This window comes from Alteromonas sp. McT4-15 (assembly GCF_020515205.1).
Classification (GTDB): Bacteria; Pseudomonadota; Gammaproteobacteria; order Enterobacterales; family Alteromonadaceae; genus Alteromonas.
In genome coordinates this window covers 1-5,399 of the sequence record NZ_JAJALG010000068.1, presented here as the reverse complement: position 1 = coordinate 5,399, position 5,399 = coordinate 1, and the positions used below count along the sequence as shown (strand labels likewise).

At 38.8% G+C, this 5,399-nt stretch carries 9 protein-coding genes; all 9 read left to right on the top strand.

Annotation, left to right across the window (positions count from 1 at the left end; translation table 11 throughout):
- Positions 1-359: 359 nt before the first annotated feature.
- Positions 360-935, top strand: a complete 576-nt coding sequence (locus LHL20_RS20530; RefSeq protein WP_226434633.1) for a hypothetical protein — start codon at positions 360-362, stop codon at positions 933-935.
- Positions 936-1,034: 99 nt separating this feature from the next.
- Positions 1,035-1,463, top strand: coding sequence for a hypothetical protein (locus LHL20_RS20525; protein ID WP_226434632.1), 429 nt, complete (start codon positions 1,035-1,037; stop codon positions 1,461-1,463).
- A 114-nt stretch (positions 1,464-1,577) separates the two neighbouring features.
- Positions 1,578-1,970 carry a hypothetical protein gene (locus LHL20_RS20520; RefSeq protein WP_226434631.1) on the top strand — a complete coding sequence of 131 codons (393 nt, stop codon included), beginning with the start codon at positions 1,578-1,580 and terminating at the stop codon, positions 1,968-1,970.
- 167 nt (positions 1,971-2,137) lie between these two features.
- The gene (locus LHL20_RS20515; RefSeq protein WP_226434630.1) at positions 2,138-2,578 is read left to right on the top strand and encodes a hypothetical protein; all 441 of its coding nucleotides are present in this window, start codon (positions 2,138-2,140) and stop codon (positions 2,576-2,578) included.
- Positions 2,579-2,695: 117 nt separating this feature from the next.
- Entirely contained in the window at positions 2,696-3,058 is a 363-nt protein-coding gene (locus LHL20_RS20510; RefSeq protein WP_226434629.1) for a DUF2750 domain-containing protein, read from the top strand.
- A 59-nt stretch (positions 3,059-3,117) separates the two neighbouring features.
- The gene (locus LHL20_RS20505) at positions 3,118-3,492 is read left to right on the top strand and encodes a hypothetical protein (protein WP_226434628.1); all 375 of its coding nucleotides are present in this window, start codon (positions 3,118-3,120) and stop codon (positions 3,490-3,492) included.
- 597 nt (positions 3,493-4,089) lie between these two features.
- A complete protein-coding gene (locus LHL20_RS20500) occupies positions 4,090-4,545 on the top strand; it encodes a hypothetical protein (protein ID WP_226434627.1) in 456 nt (151 codons plus the stop codon).
- Positions 4,546-4,832: 287 nt separating this feature from the next.
- A complete protein-coding gene (locus tag LHL20_RS20495; protein WP_226434626.1) occupies positions 4,833-5,042 on the top strand; it encodes a DUF4272 domain-containing protein in 210 nt (69 codons plus the stop codon).
- Positions 5,043-5,060: 18 nt separating this feature from the next.
- On the top strand, positions 5,061-5,399 hold a 339-nt coding region (locus tag LHL20_RS21295), incomplete at its 3' end, for a DUF4272 domain-containing protein (protein WP_226434625.1).

Below are 5,399 nucleotides of genomic sequence, written 5' to 3'. Positions count from 1 at the left end.
ATAAAAAAATCCGATGGCAAATGCTCATCGGATTTTTACATCTATAAAAGATCGGTCAACCGATCGCTAAAACTTTTCTTAACTGATCGGCATTAGGCTTAGGCCTCGTTTTTTGTTTGTGGGAACAAAAATATAAAGCTGTATTTAAATACAGACCTCTGCAATTTCTGCAAGCGAAAAAATAAAAGAGATATTTTCCGCCTTTCACCTCCTCCATTTACACTATTTGTTGTAAGACGTTGATGTGGATTTATTTACGTGAGAAAGTTAAGAAATTATTTGAGTGATAGATGGATAAAGTCCGCGTTGTAAAAAGGATTTTTTCCGTACACTAAATTGTTAGGTGCTTGAGATAGTTCATGACACTTGACGAAGTAAGTGCTCTTTTAGAGAAAATCAAAAGAATCCAAGGCAAACTAGGTTCATTGGATGGTGACGGTTTTGAATGGAATTTAACCCATGATGTGTATGGCTACCAGGAGTACTCTGTAGAAGGTGTAAAAAAGCCCGAAGAGCTCCAAGATGAAATTGAAAATGGATTCATATGGCTTTGGAGTTTAAAGGATTACGTCAGAAAATTTTCTTTGTCGCATGGTAAAAATCCAAACTGGATAGAAAGGCAAATTGATAACCTTGAAAGTCTTAGTTTGTGCGCGGATATAGCAAATAGTCTTAAGCATGGTGGGTTAGATCGAAAACCAAGATCTGGTAAGAACCCTATTCTAAGTCAGGTTAGCTATGAAATGCAGCAGGATTCAATAAGTAAACTTTCGTTTTATGCTAGACGAGTGGAATTTGTTGTATCCGATCCATCTAAAGTTAAGGTTTCATTGGATATAATTGATAACGACAACAATAAGCTTGGAAATGCATTTACCCTAATCAATGAGTGCTTAGTAGAATGGGAAAATCTCATTGAACAGGCTCAAGCGTAAGCGTATAACAAGCACTTTAAAACGCCCGCAGTGGCGGCTTCGATATTCTCGCCACTGTGTTACAGGCCTTTAAGTGAAAGTTATGCATCAGGAAGATTCATGGATCGACTACCTCTTTCACCAGAACCGGATAACCAACATTTGTTATTAAGAATGGCGGCGTCAGACACTTTTAGTCTGGCATTAACTGTGGCTTTGTTTGGAAATGCTCTATCAACAATTCGCCCAGAAAGCATTCTTTGGGGGTTAGCTGGCCTATTTTGTCTTTACCTTTTCGTAAGTGACTGCACAGAAAAAAGTGAAGTCACTGTGTTAATGAAGAATATTTCTTCATTTAGGGCATACTCAATTTTAACCTATATCACAGTTGCTCTCTCTGGCATTATGGTAGCTTTTGGCGCTCCTGTAATTTTTAATACCATTGTTATTATTCCTGTTGTTACAAATGCATTGATAGTCCGGCCATTTGTATTCGCAGACTTATACAAGAAAAACTATACAAGGTTGTTTGGGATCGTTGATGCATAACAAAAAAATAAAGTCGTTCCCGTTGGTCACTGGGACGCATACACGTGGGCTGCTTCGCATTGTAGCCCACATGCCTGCGCCACTTATTTAAAAGTTAGGTGCCAAGAGGGAAATATGGAACCATTGAAAATTTTAAGGCAGGCAACTGTACTTCTTGTTATTCAATTAACTCTTGGCTTCTTTGTTGATTTAGGCGTGAGTACCATTGGGTCAACTTCACAGTTAGACACTTATTACCTTACTATTAGTTACTTAGCGTCATTTATATTCTCAACGTTACTCTTGGCATTTTTTGCATCAAAACAGCACCAGAACGTAGCTATCCATATTTGTAGCGTTTCATTGTCTGCTCTTGTTGCTGGACACTTTATTCTATTTCTTATAGCTAAAGTTGTCGTACCTGCCCAGTTGTTAATTCTGGACTTTGTATTCTCATTGCTAGTTGCTAGCATCGCAATCAGTGTTGGTAAGTTGATCAAAACAAGGAAGTATCAGCATGGCACCTAACAAAAAAATTAAGTCACTCACTACGTTCGCTGGGACGCAAACTCGTGGGCTGCTTAGCAGTTTAGCCTACGTGTTTGTGCCTCATATTTAGAAGTTATATCGCAACAAGGAAACTGATGATTATGAGATACTTTATAGTGATTTTACTATTCGGACTTCAAGGATGCATGAGCACTGATGTCGTGCCAAAAGGTCCAGAATTTAGTTACGCATCGAAATCAACAGATAGCCAAGCTACTACTTATTTTTATCAATTTGATATGCCAGGCGTTAATGCGTGCTTGCTAGTTGGAATAGATGGTGAATATAAAGGCTGTATTGGTTATCCGGGATATACAAAATTCTCAGTAACTCCGGGCACCAGAGAAGTGTCTTTCACGCCAAATGCTCCAATTAAAATAGCTAATTTAAAAATCGATTATGACTTTGAAGCAGGTAAAGAATATTTCTTTGGCTTTAAAAATGTAAGCTCGAAGACCGAATCAGACACTGAAATAGAAACTCAGTACAACCTAATTCTTGACACTACATATGGTTGGTATTTAGTGGAGAAACAACAAGCTCTAAAAGAGTTAAATGGAATGAGGTCTTGGCACGATGCGATATAACAAAGCGCTCAAATCGCAGTTACTTGCGGCAACCGCTGGGACGCAAACGCAATGCGGCTTCGCCATTATGCCCCACTAGTATGCGCCCCTTATTTATAAGTTAGGAGTCAATAAAGTTTGAGTATTGGTGCACAAATCGACAAGTTTTATTCTGAGGCCAGAGAAAATCAGCTTTTATGGTTTGCAGAGTTTCCAGATGGAATCGCTCTAGAATTTGATGTGGCTGACGGTAACGTGTCTTTCCCTATCTGGTCTTCTAAGTCAAGAATTCTTAGGCTAAAAAAGTTGAGTCCTGGGGTTCTTGGCAAAGTGGAGCCAAGGGGTATTTCATGGGAAGGCTTTAAAGAACATGTTGTCCCATTGCTGGAATCCAAAAATAGGTTGGTTAGTTTAAATTTGAGTGGAAAGAATCTTCGAGGGTTTGATTTACCATTAGAGCAACTAGTCCGAAATTTTGAAAGAACTCGGCATGACTCCTAACAAGCCAACAAAGGCACTCGCGCTGCTCGCTGGGCCGTTAGATATTTTTTAGTATCAGCATGAATTATAATATTTACGACTTGATAGAAAAGATAAGCGAGCGAACCGAAATGTATACGGGCAGGAGAACTTTGTCTCATATTCGTAGTTTCCTCGATGGTTACACTCTCGCGATGCATGAAGCAAACATTCCCAATACTGGCATTCCAGAGTTTTCGGACTTTCACAATTGGTTGGCTAAGAAATTTGGTTATGAAAAATTAACTATAGGTTATCCAGAAATACTACTAGCAGCTTCATTGGGGAAATCAGCAGAACATGAAGATTGGAATATTAATGATTGCAGCATAACAAAAACACAACATGACAAATCTGTTGACTTGTTCTTTAGCCTAGTAAGCGAGTACAAAAATGCCAACAAAACTTTTAAGTAGCAACCCGATGCGTGCGCTGCGGGGGCAAAAAAACAATGCGGCTTCGCCATTTTCGCATCGTGCTTTTGCCCCTTAGCTTAATGTTTTGTGCCAATTTATATATGAACCTTAAATGTTGTTTTAAAGTCAAAAAATGGGAATGCTCCGGTTCCGTCAGCTTTTTGGATTTGTTTGGCCTTGCTATATTGCTATCTTTTTATTTACTTGCCATTTGTGCTGTCAGCTTCATTATTGGTAGTATCTTTTACTCTATTTTCTTATCTGCATTTGAAACTGGTAAGCTAAGATTTTTCTTAGAATTTGGTGTAGAAATAGCTGTTTTTCTGTGGTTCTTATTAAAGTCGCTCGGTAAGTTTCTCTATGCTTGTAGTTTTCTAATTAACTATAAGCTTACTGTTGAGCAAACATGTTCCGTTTGCGGCGATAAGAGTACACTGTTAGATATTCCGAAGGATAGTGACCCTTTTTAAAATGGCACATTACAAAAAATTAAGTCACTCACTTCGTTCACTGGAACGCATTCACTTAGGCTGCTTCGCATTTTAGCCCACGCGTTTACGCCCCATATTTAAGAGTTATGCACTTTATAGGAAATTTATGAAAAGGATTTTTTGGTTTACTTTAGTTTTGCTTTTTTTACTAGCAAACGAATATCTCTCTAAATTTTTGCTTGCTGTTTTTGTCGGGCACCTAGAGTTTAATTCAGCTGTCGAGCGAACGTTTCAATATTCAACTATTAATAGTTTTCTATTTTCTGCTGGCTTTAGAGCTATTCCATTTATCGTTTTAGGTCTTTTTGCTGCTAAATCAAAGTTGAGCCTGACCACATTTGGCCGAGTTGGCATTTGGATTATAATGCTATTCAACACCTCATTTATTCTGCACGGCTATTGGGGAATGCAGCACTCGTTATTCACTGATGCACATACTTCCTCAACATCTGCTTTGGCTATACTTTGGATTCCAATCTGGGCATCTTTTTTCACTATTATAGGATGCATGGTTTTGGTTGTTTTAAGTAAAATATCTAGGTCGTTTCATGCACGTACATAACAAAAAAAATTAAGTCGCCTGCTAGCGCGGGCTAATACGCATACTTGTGGGCTGCTTCGCATTATAGACCACGTGCCTGCGCGCCTTATTTAAAAGTTAGCTACTAGGGCCATATGAGAAGTCTTCAATTACTTAGCTTATTATTTTTATTAGTATCGGTTTGTTTATCATATTTGATATTAATTCCAATAGAACCTGACTCAAGTGGGGCATCTGCGGGGGCTGCTTTGAGTTTTAGCACACATGGCTGCCCCCTATTTAGCAGCTAGGTGTCCAAGGACTAATAATTGAATCCAGAGGAAAGGAAAAAGAAAACGGAGGCTATTCTTTCAAAGCGAAATATTCCGTTTATAGATTTGCTGCCATTTACTGAAGATGAAAATGAAGTAGCCCCGAGAAGCATTCAGGATATTGGTGAGCGTATAATTTGTCTATTTTGCTTAGCAGGAACTGCTTTTAGCGAAGGTGACACCTCGTTTGTTGAGTATCTAAAGTAGTACGATCTTTAGGATTCTTTGCCGCGTTTAGATGAAGCTCCAGATAGATTCACACGTTCCTTAAAACTAAGATCTATATCTGAAATTATGGATGCCTCCGATCTCATATATCGTTTGAATTGGGCTGTACGGCAGTATGGAGCTTCTCTTGATCTAGATGATGGGGTTGTACAAGAGAGACTCCATGCTTCAGCTCTATTTATTAAAATCAGAAGGCCTGCTAAAACCGAAACAAATTGCTTGTTTTTCGGACGAAGTGTGCATGTTCCGGCCCATTCCGATCACCCATTTCGGTTCAATCCGATCAGTGATTTCGGTCTAATCCGATCGCTTATTTCGGCGTTATCCGATCAAAAA

What these genes read in the sequence shown, in the direction of transcription:
- LHL20_RS20515 (WP_226434630.1), top strand. Translation starts at nt 2,138, where the DNA reads ATGAGCACTGATGTCGTGCCAAAAGGTCCAGAATTTAGTTACGCATCG.
- LHL20_RS20500 (WP_226434627.1), top strand. Translation starts at nt 4,090, where the DNA reads ATGAAAAGGATTTTTTGGTTTACTTTAGTTTTGCTTTTTTTACTAGCA.
- LHL20_RS20520 (WP_226434631.1), top strand. Translation starts at nt 1,578, where the DNA reads ATGGAACCATTGAAAATTTTAAGGCAGGCAACTGTACTTCTTGTTATT.
- LHL20_RS20505 (WP_226434628.1), top strand. Translation starts at nt 3,118, where the DNA reads ATGAATTATAATATTTACGACTTGATAGAAAAGATAAGCGAGCGAACC.
- LHL20_RS20530 (WP_226434633.1), top strand. Translation starts at nt 360, where the DNA reads ATGACACTTGACGAAGTAAGTGCTCTTTTAGAGAAAATCAAAAGAATC.
- LHL20_RS20525 (WP_226434632.1), top strand. Translation starts at nt 1,035, where the DNA reads ATGGATCGACTACCTCTTTCACCAGAACCGGATAACCAACATTTGTTA.